Genomic DNA, 18855 nt, shown 5'->3' on the forward strand with positions numbered 1-18855 from the left:
CTGTCCACTTCATAGAACACGTGTCCATAATAGTGTCCAGACCGATCTTTGGAGCAGCGTCTGCGCAGGCATTCCGACGGTAAAGTCGCCCCGGTCGCAGGCGACTGCTCCCGCGCGCCGCGCCGTGTAATCCATGTATTGCCTCAGGTGCCAGAAAGCGCCTGACGACGCTACCAAGTCGGCAAGCCTCACCCCGCACTGAGAAGGTGATGTCGAAAGTCAGACAAGCTTGAATGGTTTCAATGCGTCTTGAAAACTCCCTTTAACATCACCCAGTTTTACAGCGATAAAAAAAACCGTTTCCTCGGTGAAAGGGCCTGCATCAAGCTCCGGCTTAACAATTAGTGACAGCACTTTATCTGTGCTCGAGGCGGAAGGATCTTTAGAGATTTTTATTTTGTGATCCTCTTCCTTCGCGCTGGCAGTTGGATTTGAAATATCGTCACTGCCGTTTGGTTGAGTAGATATATACACATATATCTCATTGCTAAGGCCAGTGCCGATGATCTTAAATGGCGTTCGAACCAGTAATGGAGCAACCACAACCTCGGGCTCGAAGCGATCGATTGTAACTTTGGGAGTTACGGTAGGCATATTGTCCTCCCTGGTGCGTCTTCATATTGGATTAGTCGTTGTCGCTCGATCTGCGAGGAATGAACCCGCCCGATCGTGACATCACGCCGCCGGAGCGGGACAGAGCGCCGCCCGATCTGGACATTGCGCCGCTCGTCATCCCTCGGGGATCGGCAGAAACCTCGACCGACAGCAGGATTTGCTCAAAGGTTCCCGCTTCGGCATCGAGCCTCATCGAAACGTCGCCCTTGTCATAAATCCAGACCCGCATGTCCTTGGCGAGGGCGCCGAATTGGGATCCAAGGCCGGTTCGTGCACTCGAACCGGGAGACCGGTACAATCGGTCATATTCGATATCACCACCCACGTTCCTCGGAGGTGGATCGTTTGGATCGGCCCCGGGACCGTGCACGACGAAGATCGCCGGCCGGCCAAGTTCGATGAAGGCCCCCTCGAAGGAGAAAGCGAAGATGCGCGCCAGAACTGCGTCGGCCGCACCAAGCTGGTCCCTCAGGAAATTGTTTCTTCCCGCTATGGGCACGCTCAGGTTCTGATAGATGGGGCCGCCCCTCAGGATCAGATCACTCAGTGGGCGCCCGAATAGATGTATCGCCGATATGCCGAGCAAGGTTTCGTTGTCTGCCACGTCTGCCTCCATCTAGCTGATTATTGACCGATGCCTGATCTCGACAGCAGAACTCTCTCGCGATAGCTCATCTTGGGAAGATCCAGATGATCCATCGGCAGCAGGATCCGCGCAGAGTGAACATGGCTGCGATGCTCGCCGCCCTTGAGGTGCGCCCCGGCATGTAGCTTGCCGATCGCCCGTTGCTTGAAATTTCCGGTGATAATGCCAGCGAACTGGCCGCCGCTTTCCTGCCGATCGATGGCAAGCATCGTTTCGGCAACGTCGCCATACTCCAGAAAATCAGGGGCAAGAGCCCATAGGGTTTCCGCCAGATATGTGCCGGCAATGTCCCGTGCATCGAGCAGCGCTTCGACAAATCCATCCGAATTCAGTGCAAAAGCGCGGTCAAAAGCATGCTGCACGGACGCCTCGGCGACCGGATCGAACTCGGCAATATCTGCGAGATCTTCAACCGCCCGCGAGATCAGGCCGCGCGCCACGAGGCTCTCATGAAAGATATCGACGAGTATATCGAATATCGCACCGGTGAGCGGCTGCGAGAGCTCATGCTCGTCCTTCCAGCCGCGCGCGAACTCGCGCATCGTCCTTTTGTTGTTTGCCGAACGTATCTGTCGATGCGGCGAGAACTCCGAAAAGCGTGAGAGGCGATTTGCGCGGTGGAGGTTGCCGCGTGTCTCCGCAAGAACATTGTCGATCACGGATGGAAAATGCATGGCCGCGATCAGCGACACGCAATCGGAGAAAGCCTCCTGGAAACCAAGATATTCCGGGTACTCGGTTCCAGGACGCGGCACGCCGAGGACGCTGAAGATGATCGCGTGCCCCACCTCATGAGCGATGACGTCGAAATCCAGACTGAAGGGAAGGATGCGTCCATCCCTCTCGAACTGGCTGCCGACTTCGAGGAAACCATAGCCGTACTGAGCGTTGTTCCATCGCGGCAAAATGGAGATTTCCAAGCGATCGTAATGATCGCGAAAATGCCAGGTCAGCGGCTGGCCGAGATAGCGCTCCCATACATCCAGAGTGAAGCGTACGCAGCCGAAGACGTGTGCGGCTTGAAAGCCGGGCACCGAAGGCCGGAGATAGTCGAAATTGCCGCGCTCGTCGGGGGCGGCCGGCTCGAGAATTTTTCCGGTCCAGGGCGGCAGAAACATATAGGGCGTTCCGAGCGGCCCGCGGTTCACGCCGTAGGGACCGGTCTTGCCGACCGGCTCCACGACAAACATGCGATCGTCGGCCGGACCGGCGGCCAGGCTGCCAGCCGGAGACGATACTTCAACGACCTCGGGGCTGGACCGAGCATCTTCGAATGGAGGCTGTACAAAAAGTCTGAACCGGGTGCCCATCCGCATCCCCCCTCACAAGACTTTTATGATGCCATTTTAAGTTGATCTTCGGCGTCACGAAGAAGATTAGCAAGTAATGAAATAGCATTAGGTGCGAAGCTGACGGGTGGGCCGGGCGTTATTCAGACAGCTCGACCAATTTCAGATAGCGGGGGTGACTGCGAATGGGATCGAGATCGGAATCGTTTTTGAACCACAGCCGCATTTCGATGCCGACTTGCGGCATCCAGACCTCGAGCAGGTCTATCGCTCGGTCGATTTCGCCAAGCAGGGCATAAGTACAGGCGGCATTGTATTGGATGTTGATGTCGCTGGGATCCGTCGCCAAAGAGCGGGCCAACCATTCCAGCGCCATGTCGCGGAGACCGAGAAAGGCGAGCGCGGTCGCTCCTAGGCAGGCAACATTGGCATTCTCGGGATGCAGCCGCAGCTCTTCCTCCGCCCTTTTCAATGCGATCCGGGCATAGCTGCTGGCCTTGTCTATTTGCCCGAGCGAGCGAAGGACATTCACGAGCATGATCGGCGCGCCATAATCGGCGGGCTTGATTTCCATTGCGCGCTGAAAATACGTCGCCGCGAGTTCGAACTGACCTTCGGTGACGCAAAATTCGGCATAGTACCTGTTGGCCTCGTGGCAATTCGCATCGAGCGACAAAGCCTGCACGAAGGCAGACACCGCCTCAGCGCGATCGCCTGCGACCGCCAATGCAAACCCCTTGGCCGCATGTGCTTCCGCCAGATTGGGGTCGATGACGAGCGCTCTCGCGGTGTTCGCGAGAATCTCCTCCACCGAAATTTCCGCCCCGAACTGGGACCGCAGACGCGCGTCGCAGACCGCGATACCGGCATAGGCGCGGGCATAGCCTGGGTCCAATTCGATGGCTCTGGCGAAGCTCTGCCTGGCCATGAGATGGTTCGAGCGCGAGGCGATATGGTAGTATTCGCGCCCTCTGAGGAAGTGCGTATAGGCTTCGACATTGCCCGTCGGCGCCTGCTCGATTGCCTTCTTCTCCTCGGGCAGCAGCTTGACCTTGAGCTGCTCGACGATCGCCTTCGCGATCTCGTCCTGTACTTCGAAGATGTCGGTGAGGTCGCGGTCGTAACGCGCGGCCCAGACGTGGCCGTCATTGGCCGCTTCGATCAATTCGGCATTGATCCTGACATGGTTGCCCGCCTTGCGGACGCTGCCCTCCACGATATAGGCAACGCCGAGTTCGCCCGCGATGCGCTGCAGATTTTCGCTCCGGCCTTTCCAGGTGAAGACGGTGTTGCGGCTCAATACGAACAGGCCTGAGACATTCGACAGATCGGTGATGAGATCTTCGGTGATGCCGTCACTGAAAAAATCCTGCCCGGGATCGCTGCTGATATTGGCAAATGGCAGGATGGCGACCGATGGCTTGCTGATGGGTGCCCGCGTGTGCCCGCCTGCGGTAAGCGGAACCTGCTCAGCGGAGGCGGCATTGCCCCAATCGGCAAAATAGACATGGACCGGACGGGAGATGTTCTTGACGGTCATGGCGCCCTGGTCTGCGAAATCGAGACCGAGCTTGTTTGCGACTTCGTGGCGCACGGCCGCCGAACAGGCAATGCCGCCGGGAGCTGCAAGAGCCTGCAGCCGGACCGCCACATTGATGCCGTCGCCATGAAAATCGTCCTCATCGAAGACGATGTCGCCGAGATTCAAGCCTATCCGGAACGCAAAATGCCTGTCCGCGGGAATCCCTATGTTGCGCTCCAGCATGCCGCGCTGGATTTCGACCGCGCAGCGCGCGGCGCTCAGCACGCTGCCGAATTCGACCAGGAAGCCATCGCCCATGACCTTGATGATATGTCCGCCATGGGTTGCGACAGCAGGATCGAAGAGTTCCCGGCGATGCTGACGAAGGGCGTTGAGCGTCTCCTCCTCATTGGCTTCGAGGAGCCGGCTGTAGCCCACCACATCGGCAGCCAGAATAGCCGCCAGCCGACGTTCAACAAGCTCTGCGCACATGCCCGTCTCCCCAACGCGCTGGTGGCAATACTTCTCAATTCTAGCAGCCAGTCAGTAATGTTGCCGGACGATTATATTACTGACAACTAAAATCTCCCTCTTGGCCGCAAGAACTTCAGGTGTGGGAGAGGGCGGCAATTTGCGGCCGGGTGACCACCTGCGCAGTTCCGGCCGTCCAATGAAGCAGATGCATGATGCTGAAGCGGACAGGGCAGCTTTAAGGCGCTTGGAACGACGGGCGCGGGTAACCGTTTCAGCTTCGATCAGTGGCCGTCATATAAGCTTCGCACTGACATGCTCCTGTCAACAAAAGCAGGAAGGAAAAACCCATGTCTCAAACACATCAGGACCAGCTCAGCCGGATAAAGGCCGAAATCGCCGACAGCTTCGATGAGGAGCTGGAAATGCAGATGGAGGAGGACCGGCTGGACGATCTGGTCGCCGAGGGAATGTCGGAACCGGCCGAGCAGACGCTCGAGCGGAAGATCTATTTCCGGGAACTCTTTCGGCTGCAGCACGAATTGGTGCGGCTGCAGGATTGGGTTCAGCACAAGCAACTGAAAGTGGTCGTGCTGTTCGAAGGACGGGATTCCGCCGGCAAGGGCGGCGCGATCAAGCGCGTGACGCAACGGCTCAATCCGCGTGTCTGCCGGACGGTCGCGCTGCCCGCGCCCACCGAGCGCGAACGCCACCAATGGTATTTCCAGCGCTATGTCCCGCATCTTCCGACCGCCGGCGAGATCGTGCTCTTCGACCGGAGCTGGTATAACCGCGCCGGTGTCGAGCGCGTGATGGGGTTCTGCACGCCCGACGAACTCGAGGAATTCTTCCGTTCCGTGCCGGAATTCGAACGGATGCTCGTGCGCTCCGGCATCGTGCTGATCAAATACTGGTTTTCGATCACCGACGAGGAGCAGGAATTCCGCTTCAAGATGCGCATTCACGATCCGCTGAAGCAATGGAAGCTTTCGCCGATGGATATGGAAAGCCGTGTCCACTGGGAAGAATATACCAAGGCCAAGGAAGAAATGCTGGCACGCACACACACCAAGGAAGCGCCCTGGTGGGTGGTGCAGGCCGTGGACAAGAAGCGGGCGCGGCTGAACTGCATCGCCCATCTCCTCGAGCAGATCCCTTACGAGGATGTTCCGAAGCCGGAAATCGAGCTGCCGGACCGCATCCGCCACGCCGACTACAACAGGGCGCCGGTTCCGCCTGAAATGCAGGTGCCCGAACGTTATTGAAGCATGGCCGCAACGGGCTGAACACAATATTCCCACGTGACGCGGCTGCGCCACGTGGGAATGCCGCACTACGGCTGGATCGCACGGAGCCTCAGCCGGCGATATCAGCCATATGGTTCAGTTCCTCGACGGCGTCATCGGGCAGCGTAAGCCCGGCGGCGGCGAGATTTTCCCTGAGATGACTGACGGACGAGGTGCCGGGGATCAGCAGGATATTCGGCGCGCGGCGCAGCAGCCAGGCAAGTGCGACTTGCATGGGCGTGGCCTCAAGGTGCGCGGCGACGCCGGAGAGCGTGGACGACTGCAGCGGCGTGAAACCGCCGAGCGGAAAGAATGGGACATAGGCCGTGCCTTCGCGCGCGAGATCGTCGATCACGGCATCGTCGGCCCGATGCGCCAGATTGTACTGGTTCTGCACGCAGACGATCTCGGTGATCCCCCGGCCTTCGGCGATCTGCCGCGCGGTGGCGTTGCTTAGGCCCACGTGACGGACGAGGCCCTGCCGCTGAAGATCGGCAAGCACCGTCAGGGGCGCTTCGATCGATCCTTCCGCAGGATGATGCAGGTTGAAGGCGATCCTGAGATTGACGACGTCGAGCACATCGACTCCGAGATTGCGGAGGTTGTCGTGCACGGCCTGGATCAGTTCCTCAGATGAGAAAGCCGGGATCCAAGATCCATCCGCGCCGCGCCGTGCGCCGATCTTGGTGACGATCACGAGATCGTCGCGATAAGGGTGAAGCGCCTCACGAATGAGCCGGTTGGTGACATGCGGGCCGTAGAAGTCGCTGGTGTCGATGTGGTTGACGCCTGATGCAACGGCTTCGCGCAGCACCGCCAGGGCTGCATCATGATCCCGTGGCGGACCGAATACGCCGGGGCCTGCAAGCTGCATGGCGCCGTAACCGAGCCGTCTGACGCGGCGGTCGCCGATAGGGAACGTTCCGGACTGGTCGATAATAGACATGATCAAACTCCTTTGATGAGATGACATCAAGTTAAGCATTGTCCGGCCGTATGAAAATGAGGCATAATCCGCACGGGTTGTGCGGAGTGGCGAACAATGAAGGTCGATCTCGGAGATCTGAATGCCTTTCTCGCAGTAGCACGGGCCGGCGGTTTTCGCGAGGGCGCACGCGTTAGCGGCAGCAGCGCCTCCTTTCTCAGCGAAGCAGTACGTCGCCTGGAGGCCGAGCTCGGGGTCAGACTGCTCAATCGCACGACGCGCAGCGTCGTTCCGACCGAGGCGGGCAAGGGTTTGCTGGAGCGGCTCGGCCCGGCCTTGACGGAGGTGGAGTCTGCCCTCGACGTCGTCAACGGTTTTCGCGACAAGCCGGCCGGTTCGCTGCGTCTCAATGTACCGGTCAGCGCGGCGCGGCTGGTGCTGCCGGCCATCATTCCCCGGTTTCTGGCCACCTACCCTGATATCCGGCTGGAGGTGGTCACCGAAGAGAGCTTCGTCGATGTGCTCGCCGCCGGCTGCGATGCCGGCATCCGTTACGACGAGCGGCTGGAGCAGGATATGATCGCAGTGCCGATCGGACCGCGCGTGCAACGGTTCGCCACCGCCGCCTCTCCCGATTATCTCGATCGCCACGGCCGGCCGCAGCATCCGAGCGAGCTGCTCGGCCACGCCTGCCTGCTGGGCCGCTTCGCCAGCGGCGCGCTGACGACGCCGTGGGAATTCGAGCGGGACGGCGAAGTGGTCCGGGTCGAACCTTCCGGACCGTTGATCGTCAGGGTCGGCGGGGCGACCGATCTTTCCGTCGATGCGGCAATATCGGGCATAGGGATCATCTGCGTCTTCGAGGACTGGCTGCGCCCGCATCTCGAAAGCGGCGCGCTCGAGCCGATCCTCGAACCATGGTGGCAGGGCTTCTCCGGCCCGTTCCTCTATTATCCCGGCCGCCGCCTGGTGCCCGCCCCGCTCCGCGCCTTCATCGATTTCGTCAAGACGTCGAGCAACTCGCCGGTGCAGCTTGGCCTCAAAGCTTAACCTCGGCATTGTCGCCCATGTCGGGCTTGTTGTTCGAGACCGCTGCGGCGGCCATCTTGATGTAGCTGATGATGGTGCCCGGACTGTCCCAATATTCGGCAGAGGACGGGGTGACCCTGAGGATGCGAATGGATGGGTCGTCGGGATTCTCCCACCACGCCTTTGCCGGCGTTGCCCATAATTCCCTGATCTTCTCGCGGTCGTTCTGGACTTCGGCCGTGCCGGACACGGAAACATACTTCTGTCCCTTAGTGTCGGCAAAGGCCAGGCACACATTTGGCCAGCGGGCGATCTCATCGTCCTTATGACTGCCGACGTCCGTAAGGAAATAGATCGCGTTCTCGATCTGCTCGGTGTAGGCGGACATCGGGCGGGCTCTGAGATCGTCGCCGCTGCGGGTCGTCAGCATGCAAAACCCGATCTTTTCGAGCAATTCCCATACCCTTGTTGCATCGTCGTATTCGGCCATCGTCTTCTCCATCTGTTCGGCAGATGAGGTAACCATCTGCGCAAGCCGATGTTCCAGCGCCCCTTACGCGGCCAATTCCCGGAAGGTGATGGAATAACGCAGCCGGTCGACGGGCGGGATGGAGTGCTCCCAGAGCGTTCTTGCGGCGCCGGCCATGACATAGGCCGAACCAGGCTCGAGAACGAGCGATCGCCGCTGCCATTTGTCGCCCTCCCGCAGCCGCAGCCTGAAGGTGCAAGGCGAAAGCAGTGAGATGCCGACGACCCGGCCGAAGACGAATTTGTCCTTGTGCCAGCCGATCGGAGCCCCAGGCCCGTATTCCGTCACAAGAGCCTGTTCGAGCGCAGCCGGTTCGATTCCGGCGAAGTGTGCTGCTGCCTCGCGCACGGGCAGCAGCAGCGGCGGCATCGCCTCGGTTCTCCTCACACGCTGGCTGTCGAAGTCGTATTTCCAGCCGAAGGAGACCGTCCTGCGTTTGCCTTCGAACCCGTGAAAGTCGAAGGCTTTGAATGGCAGGGCGGGGATTGCTTCGAGAAGTGAACGCTCGATATCCCGGGGAACGATATCGGGAGAATATCGAAACCCCTCGGGAAATGCCTGGTCGCCCGCACCGAACAGATCTGCTTGCATTGTCATGCCAGCCGCCCGCACCTCAATGAACGCTTGGGATTTCTACGGCGATCGCGAACTCCTCCGCCACCAGTTCGCTGACGGCGATGAGGATCTCCTCCCGGGAGAAGCCCGATTTCAGAGCCCGTTGAATCAGGTCCTGCAGATCCGGCTCCACGACGTCACGGCAATCCTCGAGGCGTTCTTCGGAAACGGTAAGGCTATTCAATTCGTCCATTGTCTATCCTTTCAGGTAACGGCCGAAGGCTGGATGAGTGCTAGCGAGCGGCCGTCCGCTTGCGCGCGGCAAGCAGGCCTTCGCGCTGCATCTTCTTGCGTGCCGCCTTGCGCTGCCGGCTGATTGCCTGCGCTTTTTCCCGGACGCGCCGTTCAGACGGCTTCTCGTAGACGCGCCGTTCCTTCATTTCGCGGAAGAGGCCTTCGCGCTGCATTTTCTTCTTCAATGCTCTCAGGGCCTGATCGACATTGTTGTCTCTGACGAGTACCTGCATTCGAGTTCTCCTTGTTTCGTTGCTGTTCTGATCGCCGTTAGCCGAGCTGCTCGAGGATGAGCGCCTGCAATTCGCGGCGGGTGAGAAGGCACGGAGACGGTTTCCAGATCCTGGAAATTGGGCGGACGGCCAGTTCGCCCCCACGCGGGTTGACGACCGCAGTCGCGGTCGCGGTATTGGTATGGTTCAAAAGAAATCCTTGCCGGCTGTCGCCGGGATCATTGATGGTTGCTGGGAACATCCCCTGCGCGCCGGAACGGCACGCGCCGCCGATCCTTGGACATGTGTTTAAACGCGGGCCCTGCCTCAGCGTCCGGTCCGATCGGGTCGGTTCTAAGGTAGGTGCAGGTGCCGGGGATTGCAATGGCGTGCAGACAGCGCCGGGGCAACAGTCCCCGTAGAGGTTCCTTCAAGTTTACCGCGCATAAATTATTCGCAATTTCTTCAAATTTGACTGATGTCGAGAACGTATTGGTCGATAAAATGGCAATAACACACGTTTGAGGCGAATGTTAACCTTGCGTTAAATACCCCATTGACTTGTACAATTAATAAGTTGTTAAAGGAGCCGCTCGCTATGGTCAAAAATGACCCGCCGATAATTAATCTAAGGAGAGAGCAATGGCTTCGCCGATACACGCAACTGATGATAGTGCAACATTTCTAGAAACTGACGTTATTTCCGGAAACCTGCTTTCCAACGATTCTTCCGATAACGGCCACCTGTTCCTGCGCGCCTTCGATGGCGCAAGCGTTGGCGCCAAGGGCGGCAACAGTCAGATCACCGAAATCCAGGGCGACTACGGCACGTTCTTCGTCAAGCCTGACGGCAGCTACACCTACGTTCTGAGCGACGCTGCCAAGATCGGCTTCGCCAATGGCGAATCGTACCAGGAGAAGGTCTCCTACAAGATCTCCGACGGCAGCGGTCACACCGACGTCGGCCTGTTCACCCTGAACATCCAGGGCGTCACCCAGGTCAAGCCGATCGCTGTCGACGATACCTACAGCTTCACCGAAGGCAGCCCGATCGGCGGCAACGTTCTCGACAACGATATTGCCGGCGACAATGGCAAGATGTTCCTGCGTCAGTTCCTGAGCACGCAGGTAGATGCCCACAACGGCGCGGTTACCGACGTTCAGGGCACCTACGGCACGTTCCACGTCAAGTCGGACGGCACCTTCACCTATGAGCTGACGCAGGATCTCGATGCAGGTCAGACCTACACGGAAGTTCTCCGCTACTACAAGATCTCCGACGGCGAAGGCCACACGGACACTGCCAAGGTGACGCTCAACATCACCGGCACGGACTATCATCCCGACGGCGTCGGCGTTTGATCCGCAGCAGTAGATCGGTGAGAGACAACGCCCGCCGTGCAACCGGCGGGCGTTTTGGTATGTCGGCGACCTTTGCCGCAAGGCCCCGGCGCACCAATATAGCCCTTTTTAGCTAGTTCTTATAAAAGCCGCGTGGGCGTAGTCTCGATGTTCGGAGGACACGCCCTTGACCGAACACATCGAACCCAAGCAAATCGAGACGGACGATCTGACGAAAGTCTGGTCCGTAACCGAATTCTGCGCTCGTCATCAGATAGATGCCGAAGAACAAGCGCTGTTGCTCCGGCTCTTCGGGCCATTCGCGACGGCCTGCGAACTGCTCCACAATGCCAGGCGCGCGCCGCGATTCAGATAAAGTCCTCACTCATCTCGATTGGACGAGATGTCACGCTTCCGTCATTGATCTCGATCTGCCGGTCTCCCTGGACCGGCAGACGAATCACCTGATCGGGTGATGCTCGTCGTCCTGCCTCCCCCTAGATATTTATAGAGCAAGCGAATGTGGCGATCTCGCAATTGGCGGAACCGTCGTCGTGAAAACGAGAAGCGCTGATATGGATCATGTCGATGTGATTGATGCCGTCTACCAGGCTGCGGTCCGCTCCGAACTATGGTCGGATACGCTCTGCTCAATCGCCGACTATGTCGGCGCCACCGGCGGAAACATCGTTTATCAGGCGCCCGATGGCCGCGGCAGCTTCCTGATCCCCGGCCGCATGCGGGACGATTTAAACAAGCTCTATCTCCAGCATTACACCCGCAATCCCTATGCCCGTGCGTTCGAGAGGGTAAAGCCCGGCGAGATCGCGATCGGCAACACGATGATCGACGCCGAGGCCGTCCGGCATTCCGCCTTTTATGCCGATATCTGCGAACCTCAGGATATCTTCAATCAGCTCTTCCTGCCGCATGCCAGCCTGCACGAGCGCGGCGGCATTGGCGGTGTCGCTCTTTTCCTGTCCCGGCAGCAGGACGAACACGCCGCGGAAGCGGCAGCGCGGCTGAAGCTGCTCAGCCCGCATATGACGCGCGCAATCGACCTTTCCTTTCAAGTCAGTCGGATCGCCTGCGCTCCCGAACTGCCGCAACGGCTGATCGATGCGATAGCCGATGCCGCCATGCTGCTTGACGGTCGAGGCGCGGTTCTTCTCCCGAATGCGGCGGCCGAAGCGCTGTTCAAACGGGCCGACGGCATCTTCCTCAGCCGATCCGAGAGGCCTTCGCTTGCAGCCCACATCTCCGAAAGCTCCATCCGCCTGACGAACGCCATTCGCCAGGCTTTATTGATTGCCAATGGCGAAGACACGCCTTTCGAAGGGGTGCTGTCGATCTCCCGACCGTCGGGCTTGCCGCCTTATCTGGTGATGATCACGCCGCTTGCGCCGGCGGCGGTGTCCATCTGGGATGCTGTCGACAGCGGAGCACGCCTGCTGATCCATATCGTCGATCCGGAAGCGAAGGCCCGCCGGCAGGCGCAGCAGCTGCAACGCATCTTCGGCCTGACCGAAGCCGAGACAAGGGTGGCCGCGCTGATCGGCAGCGGGATGAATCTGCCTGAAATCGCCAAGGCCCTCGGAATTTCCGCCAACACGGTGAAAACGCATACTAGCCGATGCTTCGGCAAAACCGGGGTGCGATCCCAGGCAGCGTTCGCCAGGCTGATCGCCTCGACCCCGATTGCCGAAAAAAGTGCAGCCCCCTCACCTGCCAAGGCCAAGTGCCTTCCGCGGGATTCGTGAATCGTCACCGGCTGCCAGCTGACGAGCTCTCGTGCCTCCTGGGTCGGCGTAATTTCCTGAATTGCTCCTCACTCTCTGCACAAAATCTGCAATCCGGCAGGGCATCTTGCCGGCATGAGCAAGAACGACACCCCGCCCCTTATTACGCCCCTCGCCGTGCCGGAACGCCTCCGCAAGGACGGGTGGTGGCTGACCGAAGGGTCCTCTGCGGAGAGGCCATCGGGAAGCACGCTCATCGTGATCGAAAAGCGGCATCTGCGAGAGGAGCAGCAATGGACACAACCGATACCCTGACACAACCAATGCCCATCAGGCGCGACAGCGTCCGGGTCGCCGCGCTGCTTGGGCTGGTGGCGCTTGCCGATTTTCTGATCTTTGGCTATGCGCCCGGGATAAACCTTTTCCTCTTTGCTTTGGCCGTCTGCATCGGCATTCTGCTTTCGGCCCGGAGGCCGCCATCGCCTTCGAAGGCAGCTCTTCTGCTTGGCTTTCCGGCCCTGGCTTCGGCCCCGCTGCTGGAGGCGCCCTCGCTCATCGGCGTTGCCCTTTGCCTCGGCGCCTTGATGTCGGTTGCTCTCGTCAGCGCCAGGCTCATGCCTCGCCGGCTCACAGCCGTGCCGCTGGTCTTCGTTCGTTTCGCTCTCATCATTCCTTTGCGACTTGCCGAGAGCATCAGGAAATATCTTGCAATGCCGGGCAGACGGTTCTCTTTCACCGGCATTCGCCAAGGCATCGGCCTTTGGATCATGCCGCTCGTTCTCGCCGCGGTCTTCGTGTCTCTCTTTGCGACCGCAAATCCGCTTATTGAGATCGCGCTGCGAAGCATCGATTTCGGCCTTCTGCTGCAGTTCCTCGATCCGTGGCGGATCGGCTTCTGGATGATGATCGCCATCGTGGTTTGGGCGATGCTGCGGCCGCGCCTGAATCGGCGTGGCGTCCGGCCGCAGCCTGATCGCGGGTTCATGATCGTGCCCGCCAGGAATGCGCCGCTCGGCCACGCCTCGCTCTTGCGGTCGCTCGCTTTGTTCAATGCGGTCTTTGCGGTGCAGACGCTTCTCGATCTCGTCTATCTCTGGGGCGGCGCGGATTTGCCTGCTCACATGAGCCATGCCGAATATGCGCATCGCGGCGCCTATCCCCTGATCGCGACCGCGCTTCTTGCCGCCGGTTTCGTCCTCATTGCCATGCGGCGCGGCGGCCCCGGCGACCGTAGTCCGCTTATCCGCGGCCTGGTCCATGCCTGGATCGGCCAGAACGTCCTTCTCTGCCTGTCGTCGATGCTGCGGCTCGGGCTCTACGTCGAAGTCTATTCGTTGACGGAACTGCGTGTCGCCGCTGGCATCTGGATGGGCCTCGTCGCCATCGGCCTTGTCCTGATCCTGCTGCGCATTTTGTTCAACCGGTCAAACAAGTGGCTGATCGCCGCCAACCTCGTTTCCCTGATTGCGGTGCTCTATATCAGCGCCTTCATCGATTTTTCGGCCTTCATCGCGCGCTTCAATGTCGCCCACAGCCGCGAAATCAGCCAGGAAGGCCCACCGCTCGACCTTGCCTATCTCTCCTTGCTCGGTCCCTCCGTCATTCCGGCGCTCGACCTCTATCTCTCCAAGCTGCCGGACCATATGGTCGCTCAGCGGAATGACGCGCTGTCAGTTCGGTTTTATCTCGTCAGGGATTTCGAGTGGCGCCCGCGCGGCTGGCGCAGCTGGAATTTTCGCGCGGCGCGGCTGCAGGCTCATCTCCTGGCTCCCGCGGCCATTGCAAGATCGGACGAGAACGGTGACAACAGGCACGACAAACCGATACAGGACCGGTGATGGCGCCCCGCATTCTCGTCGTCGATGACGAACCGCACATTCGCGATGTGATCTGCTTTGCCCTCGAGCGCGCCGACCTGGCATCGACGGCCGCCCGCAGCGGCACCGAAGCGATGGCGGCCTTCCGGCGCGGCAATATCGACCTCATCATTCTCGATATCGGCATGCCCGGCATGGATGGCCTCGAAGTCTGCCGCCAGATCCGCAAGACATCGGGATTGCCGATCCTGTTTCTTTCGGCGCGCGACGAGGAGATCGATAGGGTGTTGGGTCTCGAAATCGGCGGGGACGACTATGTGACCAAGCCGTTCAGCCCGCGCGAACTGGTCGCGCGGGTGAAGGCGATCCTGAAGCGCAGCGGCAATGAAGCAGGCTCCGACCGACGCCATTCCACCCTCGTCGCCGGCGAGATCAGCCTGGACCGCCATGGCCGGACGGTGATGTTCGGCGAGAGTGCCGTCGCCATGACGGCGCTCGAATTCGCGATCCTGGACGCATTGCTGTCGCGTCCCGGCATGGTCTTCAGCCGCGAGCAATTGATGGAAGCGGCCTATGGTGCCGGTACCTATGTCTCGGATCGGACGATCGATAGCCATATCCGCAACATAAGGTCGAAGTTCGCAGCGGCCGGCGGCTCCGGGGTCATCGCCACCGTTCACGGCATCGGCTTCAAGCTCGGCGACGGGAGGAAGGCCTGATGCCGGCGCTAAAAGTCAGGGCGAAATGGCGGCCGCCGCTGGCGCTGATCGTCTATGCCGTGCTTTTGACCGTGATGGCGCTGCCTGTTCTCATCGTCATCTGGTTTCGCGCCACCGAGGCGAGCGTGAACCGGATGGAGCCGGTGGAGATCATCGCCCTCGTCGTCGTGCTTATCCTGACGCTCGGCGTCGCCTATGTGCTGACGCGCACCATCACCGGCCCCATTGATGCCTTGATCGCCCGGACGGAAGAGATCGCCCGCGGCGGCAAGGCGGCGATCCGTCCGCTGGAAAGCTACGGGACGCGGGAGATTGCCGTCTTGTCGCAGAGCTTCCTCGATCTCGCGGGAAAGCTGGTCGACCGCACCGAATATGTCCGCTCTTTTGCTGCGCATGTCTCGCATGAACTGAAATCGCCGCTGACGGCCATTCGCGGCGCGGCGGAACTCTTGCGTGACGATGACGCGGAAAGGCCGATGACGAAAGCCCAGCGCCTGCATTTTCTGGACAATATCGTCGCCGACGCTGTCCGGCTCGACGCCTTGCTGCAGCGGCTGAGGGAGCTTGCACAGGCGGAAACGCCGATGGCCGAAGGCAGAAGCAGCGTCGCAAGCATCATAGGCCCATTGCGCCAGCGTTTTCCCGCGCTCGATATTTCAGGCACGGGAGATACGGAAACACCGATCGCGCTTCCCCAGGAAGCCGCCGTCATCGTCTTCGCCAATCTGGCCGACAACGCCTTTCGGCATGGCGCCAAACTGCTCGAATTCATGGTGTCGGCCGACGCCCGAAGCGCCTTCATTCTCGTGCGTGACGACGGCAGCGGCATTTCCCAAGCGAACCGCGACCGCATTTTTCAGCCGTTCTTCTCGACCCGCCGCGAAGAGGGCGGCACCGGCATGGGCCTCGGTATTGTCCACGCCATGCTAGGCTCCCACGGCGGCACGATCCACCTTCGGCAGACGACAGGTGCAGGCGCCGAATTCGAGATTGCGATCCCCTTGTCATCCCAGCGCGGGTGACGAGGACCTGTCCCGTCAGCTTTTCAGATAGCTGACGACGGCATCGGCGATCATTCCGCGATGGCGCTCGATGGTTTCGCCGTCCGAGAGATTGCGCCGGAAGATCGTGCCGAAGGTGTAGCGGTTCGACACGCGAAAGAAGCAGAAGGCGCTGATCATCATATGGATGTCGATCGGGTCGGCCTTGCGCCGGAAGACGCCCTGATCGAAGCCGCGCTCTAATATGCCGGCGATGGTTTCGATGACGGAGACGTTGAGATCGCGGATCGCCTCCGAGCGAAGCATGTGCGCGGCATGATGGATGTTCTCGATGCTGACGAGCCGGACGAAATCGGGATTGGCCTCGTCGTGGTCGAAGGTCGTCGAGATCAGCGTCCGCAGCGCCTCTTCCGGCTCGAGGTTGGACAGATGCAGATCGGATTCCAGCGAGCGGATCTTGCGGTAGGACTGTTCCAGCACGGCAAGATAGAGCCCCTCCTTGCTGCCGAAATAATAATAGATCATCCGCTTCGAGGTGCGCGTCTTCTCGGCGATCGAGTCGACGCGGGCGCCGGCGAGCCCATGGGTCGAGAATTCTTCGGTCGCGACGAGGAGAATGTCCTCCTTCGTCTGCTGTGGATCGTTCTTCCGGCCGTTTTCTCCCCGTTCCGCCATGAGCCTCGTTACCGCGCTTTCCAATCTATTGTTTTATATTCCGAATTTCGATCTTCGGCTTCAGTGGAAGCATGCGTTTCTGTTTCCGATGTCCGTCAGTCTTATTCACGTTGGCGACATGTTTCAATAGATGCCGCTTGACATACGAACTAGTTAGTACATTTTGAAGAAGCGAACAGTGGAGGAATTGATCGCGACGGCAATATCTCGGTCATGACGCGCTCCGGCGGGCCTGACGAGGGTCGGCCGGTAAGAGCAAGGCCACGCTTGGGAGGAGCGAATGACCCGTATCATCGATTTCTATTTCTTCGCGCTGAAGGTGACGATCGCGCTCCTGCTGGCAGCTATGGTCGTGCTGGTTTTCGGCAATGTCGTGCTGCGTTATGCCTTCAACCAGGGCATCACCTCTTCGGAAGAACTCTCGCGCATCTTTTTCGTATGGCTGACCTTCCTCGGCGCCGTCGTCGCGATGCGCGAGCACGCGCATCTCGGCGTCGATTCCCTGATCACGCGCCTGCCGAAGCCCGTCGCCAAACTCGCTGTCCTCCTCGGTTACGGCATGATGCTCGCCGCCACATGGCTGATGATCAGCGGCAGTTGGACCCAGACGCTGATCAATCTGCACGTTTCGGCTCCGGCAACCGGCATTTCGATGGGTGTCTTCTATGGCGCCGGCCTTGCCTTCGGTGTGCCCGCCTTTTTCATCCTTCTCTGGGACGCCTTTGCGATCGCCACCGGCCGCATCGACGTGACGACCGCCGCACTCGTGCGTGACAGCGAGGAACAGGCCGCGCTCGAAGATCCCTCGCACACGGCCTTTCCCGTGCTGAAGCCGAAGCATTGAGGAGCGCGCCATGACCGTCACCATCTTCCTCGGCGCACTTCTCGGCCCCATGGCGCTCGGCGTGCCGATTGCCTTTGCTCTCATCATCACAGGCGTGGCGCTGATGATGTATCTCGGCATGTTCGATGCGCAGATCGTCGCGCAGAACGTGCTGAACGGCGCCGACAGCTTTCCGCTGATGGCCGTGCCCTTCTTCCTTCTCGCCGGCGAGGTGATGAACACCGGCGGCCTTTCGCGCCGGATCGTCAATCTCGCCATGGCCATGGTCGGCCATATCAGGGGCGGCCTCGGCTTCGTCGCGATCTTCGCGGCCTGCGTACTGTCCAGCCTTTCGGGATCGGCCGTCGCCGATGCGGCCGCCCTCGGCGCCCTGCTCTTTCCGATGATGCTGAAATCGGGACATGATCCAGCTCGCGCCGGCGGCCTTCTCGCCTCGGCCTCGATCATCGGCCCGATCATCCCGCCCTCGATCGGCTTCATTCTCTATGGCGTCATCGGCGGGGTCTCGATCACCAAGCTGTTCCTTGCCGGCATCTTTCCCGGCCTGCTGATCGGTGCCGCCCTCTGCGTCACCTGGCTGATCGTCGCCCGCAAGGAACAGTTCGCCCTGCCGCCGAAACAGAGCGGCGCCGTGCGGATGAAGGCCTTCGTCGAAAGCATCTGGGCGCTGATGCTTCCCGTCATCATCATCGTCGGCCTGAAATTCGGCGTGTTCACGCCGACCGAAGCCGGCGTCGTCGCAGCGGTCTATTCGCTCTTCGTGTCGATGGTGATCTATCGCGAACTGCCGCCGTCGCGGCTGTTCGAGGTCTTCGTCGCGGCGGCGAAGATCACCTCGGTGGTGATGTTCCTGGTTGCCTGCGCCGCCGTCTCGGCCTGGCTGATTACCGTTGCCGATGTGCCCGGCGAGCTTGCCGGCCTGGTCGAGCCGCTGATGGACAATCAGACGCTGCTGTTGCTTGCCATCATGGTGCTCATCGTCGTCGTCGGCACCGCCATGGACATGACGCCGACGATCCTGGTGATGACGCCGGTGCTGATGCCGATCATCAAGCAGGCGGGCATCGACCCGGTTTATTTCGGCGTGCTGTTCATCATCAACAACTCGATCGGGCTGATAACGCCGCCGGTCGGCACGGTGCTCAACGTCATTTGCGGCGTTTCGAAGCTGTCGATGGAGGATCTGATGAAGGGCGTCATTCCCTTCATGATCGCCGAGCTGATCGTTCTGCTTCTGCTCGTCCTTTTCCCTGCGCTGGTGACCGCTCCGGTCGCCTGGTTCGGACACTGATGTCGCCGATGACGGTGATGGAATTTCAACGCGGCCGGAGGGAGATGCCGGCTCT

General features: G+C 60.2%; 21 protein-coding genes. 10 read left to right on the top strand and 11 right to left on the bottom strand.

Going from position 1 to position 18855, the window contains the following annotated elements:
• Positions 1-219: 219 nt before the first annotated feature.
• From ATY76_RS06430 to ATY76_RS06445, 4 genes are all read right to left on the bottom strand, one after another.
• Positions 220-594 carry a hypothetical protein gene (locus ATY76_RS06430; protein ID WP_088673945.1) on the bottom strand — a complete coding sequence of 125 codons (375 nt, stop codon included), beginning with the start codon at positions 592-594 and terminating at the stop codon, positions 220-222.
• Positions 595-625: 31 nt separating this feature from the next.
• Positions 626-1231: a hypothetical protein gene (locus tag ATY76_RS06435; protein ID WP_088673946.1), complete on the bottom strand. Its 606-nt coding sequence runs from the start codon at positions 1229-1231 to the stop codon at positions 626-628.
• An 8-nt stretch (positions 1232-1239) separates the two neighbouring features.
• Positions 1240-2571, bottom strand: coding sequence for a hypothetical protein (locus ATY76_RS06440; protein ID WP_088673947.1), 1332 nt, complete (start codon positions 2569-2571; stop codon positions 1240-1242).
• A gap of 118 nt (positions 2572-2689) precedes the next feature.
• Positions 2690-4564, bottom strand: a complete 1875-nt coding sequence (locus tag ATY76_RS06445) for an adenylate/guanylate cyclase domain-containing protein (protein WP_088673948.1) — start codon at positions 4562-4564, stop codon at positions 2690-2692.
• Positions 4565-4893: 329 nt separating this feature from the next.
• Between ATY76_RS06445 and ppk2 the strand changes: the two genes are divergently transcribed.
• Positions 4894-5808, top strand: coding sequence for a polyphosphate kinase 2 (gene ppk2, locus ATY76_RS06450; protein ID WP_088673949.1), 915 nt, complete (start codon positions 4894-4896; stop codon positions 5806-5808).
• Between the two features lie 91 nt (positions 5809-5899).
• Here ppk2 and ATY76_RS06455 read toward each other — a convergent pair whose 3' ends face one another.
• The gene (locus tag ATY76_RS06455) at positions 5900-6775 is read right to left on the bottom strand and encodes an aldo/keto reductase family oxidoreductase (protein ID WP_088673950.1); all 876 of its coding nucleotides are present in this window, start codon (positions 6773-6775) and stop codon (positions 5900-5902) included.
• A gap of 96 nt (positions 6776-6871) precedes the next feature.
• Here ATY76_RS06455 and ATY76_RS06460 point away from each other — a divergent pair, with 96 nt between their 5' ends.
• Positions 6872-7804: a LysR family transcriptional regulator gene (locus tag ATY76_RS06460; protein WP_088673951.1), complete on the top strand. Its 933-nt coding sequence runs from the start codon at positions 6872-6874 to the stop codon at positions 7802-7804.
• On the opposite strand, the gene ATY76_RS06465 is transcribed toward ATY76_RS06460, so the two are convergent.
• The 5 genes from ATY76_RS06465 to ATY76_RS06485 all read right to left on the bottom strand — a co-directional run bounded on the left by ATY76_RS06465 (position 7794) and on the right by ATY76_RS06485 (position 9635).
• Positions 7794-8273: a pyridoxamine 5'-phosphate oxidase family protein gene (locus ATY76_RS06465; protein ID WP_088673952.1), complete on the bottom strand. Its 480-nt coding sequence runs from the start codon at positions 8271-8273 to the stop codon at positions 7794-7796. The two genes, ATY76_RS06460 and ATY76_RS06465, sit on opposite strands and share 11 nt — an antisense overlap.
• 63 nt (positions 8274-8336) lie before the next feature.
• A complete protein-coding gene (locus ATY76_RS06470) occupies positions 8337-8909 on the bottom strand; it encodes an alpha-ketoglutarate-dependent dioxygenase AlkB (RefSeq protein ID WP_088673953.1) in 573 nt (190 codons plus the stop codon).
• Positions 8910-8925: 16 nt separating this feature from the next.
• Entirely contained in the window at positions 8926-9120 is a 195-nt protein-coding gene (locus tag ATY76_RS06475; RefSeq protein WP_088673954.1) for a hypothetical protein, read from the bottom strand.
• Between the two features lie 40 nt (positions 9121-9160).
• The gene (gene rpsU, locus ATY76_RS06480; RefSeq protein WP_088673955.1) at positions 9161-9394 is read right to left on the bottom strand and encodes a 30S ribosomal protein S21; all 234 of its coding nucleotides are present in this window, start codon (positions 9392-9394) and stop codon (positions 9161-9163) included.
• Between the two features lie 37 nt (positions 9395-9431).
• Positions 9432-9635 carry a hypothetical protein gene (locus ATY76_RS06485; protein WP_088673956.1) on the bottom strand — a complete coding sequence of 68 codons (204 nt, stop codon included), beginning with the start codon at positions 9633-9635 and terminating at the stop codon, positions 9432-9434.
• Positions 9636-10015: 380 nt separating this feature from the next.
• Here ATY76_RS06485 and ATY76_RS06490 point away from each other — a divergent pair, with 380 nt between their 5' ends.
• The 6 genes from ATY76_RS06490 (at position 10016) to ATY76_RS06520 (ending at position 16011) form a co-directional block, all read left to right on the top strand.
• Complete coding sequence (locus ATY76_RS06490; RefSeq protein ID WP_088673957.1) at positions 10016-10735, top strand: Ig-like domain-containing protein; 720 nt, start codon at positions 10016-10018, stop codon at positions 10733-10735.
• 166 nt (positions 10736-10901) lie between these two features.
• On the top strand, positions 10902-11090 hold the full coding sequence (locus ATY76_RS06495; protein WP_088673958.1) for a hypothetical protein: 189 nt from the start codon (positions 10902-10904) through the stop codon (positions 11088-11090).
• A 127-nt stretch (positions 11091-11217) separates the two neighbouring features.
• A complete protein-coding gene (locus ATY76_RS06500) occupies positions 11218-12474 on the top strand; it encodes a helix-turn-helix transcriptional regulator (RefSeq protein ID WP_348627508.1) in 1257 nt (418 codons plus the stop codon).
• Between the two features lie 272 nt (positions 12475-12746).
• Complete coding sequence (locus ATY76_RS06510) at positions 12747-14291, top strand: DUF4173 domain-containing protein (RefSeq protein ID WP_088673961.1); 1545 nt, start codon at positions 12747-12749, stop codon at positions 14289-14291.
• Positions 14291-14989 carry a response regulator transcription factor gene (locus tag ATY76_RS06515; RefSeq protein ID WP_088673962.1) on the top strand — a complete coding sequence of 233 codons (699 nt, stop codon included), beginning with the start codon at positions 14291-14293 and terminating at the stop codon, positions 14987-14989. The genes ATY76_RS06510 and ATY76_RS06515 overlap by 1 nt, the downstream gene beginning before the upstream one ends.
• Complete coding sequence (locus tag ATY76_RS06520; protein ID WP_088673963.1) at positions 14989-16011, top strand: HAMP domain-containing sensor histidine kinase; 1023 nt, start codon at positions 14989-14991, stop codon at positions 16009-16011. The genes ATY76_RS06515 and ATY76_RS06520 overlap by 1 nt, the downstream gene beginning before the upstream one ends.
• 15 nt (positions 16012-16026) lie before the next feature.
• On the opposite strand, the gene ATY76_RS06525 is transcribed toward ATY76_RS06520, so the two are convergent.
• Positions 16027-16665 (bottom strand): TetR/AcrR family transcriptional regulator, encoded by a 639-nt coding sequence (locus ATY76_RS06525; protein ID WP_088673964.1) that lies wholly within the window; start codon positions 16663-16665, stop codon positions 16027-16029.
• 280 nt (positions 16666-16945) lie between these two features.
• On the opposite strand from ATY76_RS06525, the gene ATY76_RS06530 reads away from it, so the two are divergent.
• The gene (locus ATY76_RS06530) at positions 16946-17509 is read left to right on the top strand and encodes a TRAP transporter small permease (protein WP_088673965.1); all 564 of its coding nucleotides are present in this window, start codon (positions 16946-16948) and stop codon (positions 17507-17509) included.
• A 10-nt stretch (positions 17510-17519) separates the two neighbouring features.
• Positions 17520-18800 carry a TRAP transporter large permease subunit gene (locus tag ATY76_RS06535; RefSeq protein ID WP_088673966.1) on the top strand — a complete coding sequence of 427 codons (1281 nt, stop codon included), beginning with the start codon at positions 17520-17522 and terminating at the stop codon, positions 18798-18800.
• The last annotated feature ends 55 nt before the right edge of the window (positions 18801-18855 follow it).

The organism is Rhizobium sp. R339 (assembly GCF_002211395.1).
GTDB lineage: Bacteria > Pseudomonadota > Alphaproteobacteria > Rhizobiales > Rhizobiaceae > Rhizobium.